General features: G+C 58.0%; 1 protein-coding gene. It reads right to left on the bottom strand.

Annotated elements, in window-relative coordinates:
* On the bottom strand, positions 1-2989 hold a 2989-nt coding region (locus tag RMO18_RS19270; RefSeq protein WP_309668131.1), incomplete at both ends, for an SBBP repeat-containing protein.

Genomic DNA, 2989 nt, shown 5'->3' with positions numbered 1-2989 from the left:
GCCAGCGCCGCTGCCATCAACTCCTTCAAGGCCGCTGCCGCCGAGATAGGTGGCGTAAAGCAAGGCATTGCCCGCCGCATTGAACTTCGCCACGAACGCATCGCCTTGACCAGCCAACGTGGTCTGCGCAGGATTCACGACGGGGAAGTTCGTGGAAGAAGTCCTGCCGGTCACATAAGCATTGCCTGTTGCATCCACTGCAATCGCTTGCCCCGCGCCGGAAGCGCCCGCCGTGCCGCCCAGAAAAGTGAAATAGCCGAGCGCCGTACCGGCAGCGTTCAGTTTCGCAACCAATACAGTACTGGATTGTTCATCAACTGGTCCCACCCGTTGCGAATCGGGAAAGAAAGGCATCGTTGCATAGCCCGTCACGTAGGCATTACCAGCGCTGTCCACCGCGATGTCCCTGAAAACAATTTGATGAGTTTTACTAAAGACGACGGCTGAATAAACGCGCGCGCCTGCGGCGTTGAACTTCGTGATGAAGCAGTCAGCCCGGTTCGGAATGCCAAATCCCAAGGCCACCGTACTCGGAAAACCTACGGCACCTGATAACGTACCTGTCACATAGGCATTGCCGGCTAAGTCGAGCGCGAGACCGGAAAGTAACTCATCACTGATGTTGCCCAGATAAGTGGAATATTCCAGTGCCGAACCAGCGGCATTCAGCCTTAACACGAAGGCGTCAGCTCCACCCTTGTAAGGGTCAGCCGGGCCTGCCGTGGGGAAATCAGATGACTGGGTATTACCCCCCACATAAGCTCTGCCAGAAGAATCAACGGCAATATCTCTGGCTTCGTCTCCGTTGCTACCGCCAATATAGGTTGAGTAGACAAGAGATTCGGCCCCTGTCTTAGCCGGGTCAATTTTCGTGACGAAGACATCCAGCCCGCCTTTGAGGCCGGACGGGCCAACGGTCCGCGGAAAGTCAGTCGAAAAGGTCTCGCCTGCCAGATAAATCTTCCCGTTCGAATCCACCGCGACGCCCCTGCCGCGATCTGTGAGGCCGCCGCCCAGGTAAGTGGAATATGACAGCACCGGATCAATCACCAGCGGCAAACTGTGATCATACGCGGCAACCTGAAATCCGATCTGCCGTTTGCCCCGCCGCGCAAACCGTCCGCGAATCTGTTTTCTGACGCCGTCGCGTTCCTGATAAATCAGCGGTTTGTGCATACGCACCTGACCGCTGCCCGCGCGCAGGACGAGTTCGCCGTTTCGTTTGAGGCGCAGTTTGCGTGCGCCTCTGAAGCCGAGCTTGATCTGTTTAGGACTCACGCCGGGCGCGACGATGAAATCGTATTCGAGTTGTTGCTGATTGCCGTAATAGGCGAGGTCAATGCCGGGCCATACGTCGTGGTATCTGACCGTTGCGTAATTCGGGATGCCGGTGCGCCATTTTTGCGGATCGTTTCCGACCAGATAATTGCTTTTGCCCGGCAATTCATGCTGTCCGGTGATTCGTGGTGATTTGCTGGCCCCGACCAGCTTCATCTTGAGGATTGAGGATTGCGGATTGCGGATTGCGGATTGGCTTTTCTGCAATTGCAACACGGCTTCGGTGGCACGCAGTTGCAGGTGGTAGCCCGACCCGCGTGACTGAAATTGCACGGCGGCGGCGGCCTGTCCCTGATTGGGTTCAAAGCTCATCGGCAATTTGTCGAGCGAGTTGACGGCTGTCTGTTGCGTTTGGGGCGGCAGCGCCCAGGCCATCGTATGTTGGTCAACGTGCAGCGCATTGTCAGGCTTGTTATCAACTTGCTCCCAGACGATGGGGTCGGCTTGGGTGTTAGAGGTCTTATACAAACCAATTCCGCCGACGTAAAGCGTGTTGGGATTGGCGGGGTCTACGATGATTTCGTGGTCGTAATTAAATTGCCCACGCGGATTTCCAGCAGCGTCGCGCGGCTCTCCTGCGCGAATGGCGTCAGTGTTCAATTCCTGCCAGACGGGAACCGGATCCCAAGCGTTTTCCGTCCGCCAGATGCCGAGCAACTGGTTGTCATTGGGCGTGCTATTCGCTGCGTCATGTATGCTGACATACAGGATGTTGGGATTGGACGGAGCAATCGCCAATTCCACGCGGCCCACGCCGCCTGCTTTGGTCGTCCAGGTGGCGGTCGGGCCATTCACCAGCGCCCAGCCGCTCCCGGCATTCTCTGAGCGATAGATGCCATTGTTGGTGCTGCCGCCATTCAACCCTAAAGCCGCATATTGCCGGTTGAAATCGGATGGGTCGGTTTCCAGATCAGTGGCCCAGCTATTCAGCCCGAGCGACCTGTTCCAGCTAACGCCGCCGTTGGTTGATTTGAAGACGCCGCCCACCGGCGCTAGCGGCTTGGTCGCACCAAAACCCGTCGGCCCTTGAGCCACAGCGGCCACGACAATCAGCGGATTTTTCGGGTCAACCTTGATGTCGCTGAAGCAGATGCCGGCAAAGTCCGTCTGCGCCAGCAACTGCCACGTTTTGCCGCCGTCAATGGATTTGAGCAGCCCGAGTCCGGCATAAGGAATCCCGCCCAACGGCGCTTCGCCGGTGCCGGCATAAATAATTTGCGGATTGCTTGGCGCGAAAGCGACCGCGCCGATGGCGAGTGATTCCTGCTCGTCGGTCAACGGCGTCCACGTCGTCCCGGCGTCGCGCGTTTCCCAGACACCGCCCTGCGCCGCGCCAATCAGCCAGTGATTCGCATTGGTGGGATCAACCGCCACGTCGGTCACGCGCCCGCTGACCGGACGGGTTTGATTATCAATGGCTGTCTGACCGCCCATGATCGGCGCGGGGCCGAGGTTGACCCAGCGACCGGTAGCGGCCTGGAGCGGGAACTTTTGCATGCGTGCTTTCCATTGGCGCAATTGCTGCTCGGCGCGTTCAATTGCGTGTTCCGGGATTTCGTTGCCCGGATAGGCACGCTGACGATAAGCCCACTCCCAGCGTTTGTAAGGCTTGCGGTCTTCGATACGGTTTGCTTTCTGATTCTGTTGAGAG

Origin of the sequence: Tabrizicola sp., from assembly GCF_031377265.1 — a bacterium.
Classification (GTDB): domain Bacteria; phylum Pseudomonadota; class Alphaproteobacteria; order Rhodobacterales; family Rhodobacteraceae; genus JAUYQR01.
The sequence above is the reverse complement of the archived record's forward strand: the minus strand, read 5'-3'. Positions and strand labels throughout refer to the sequence as shown.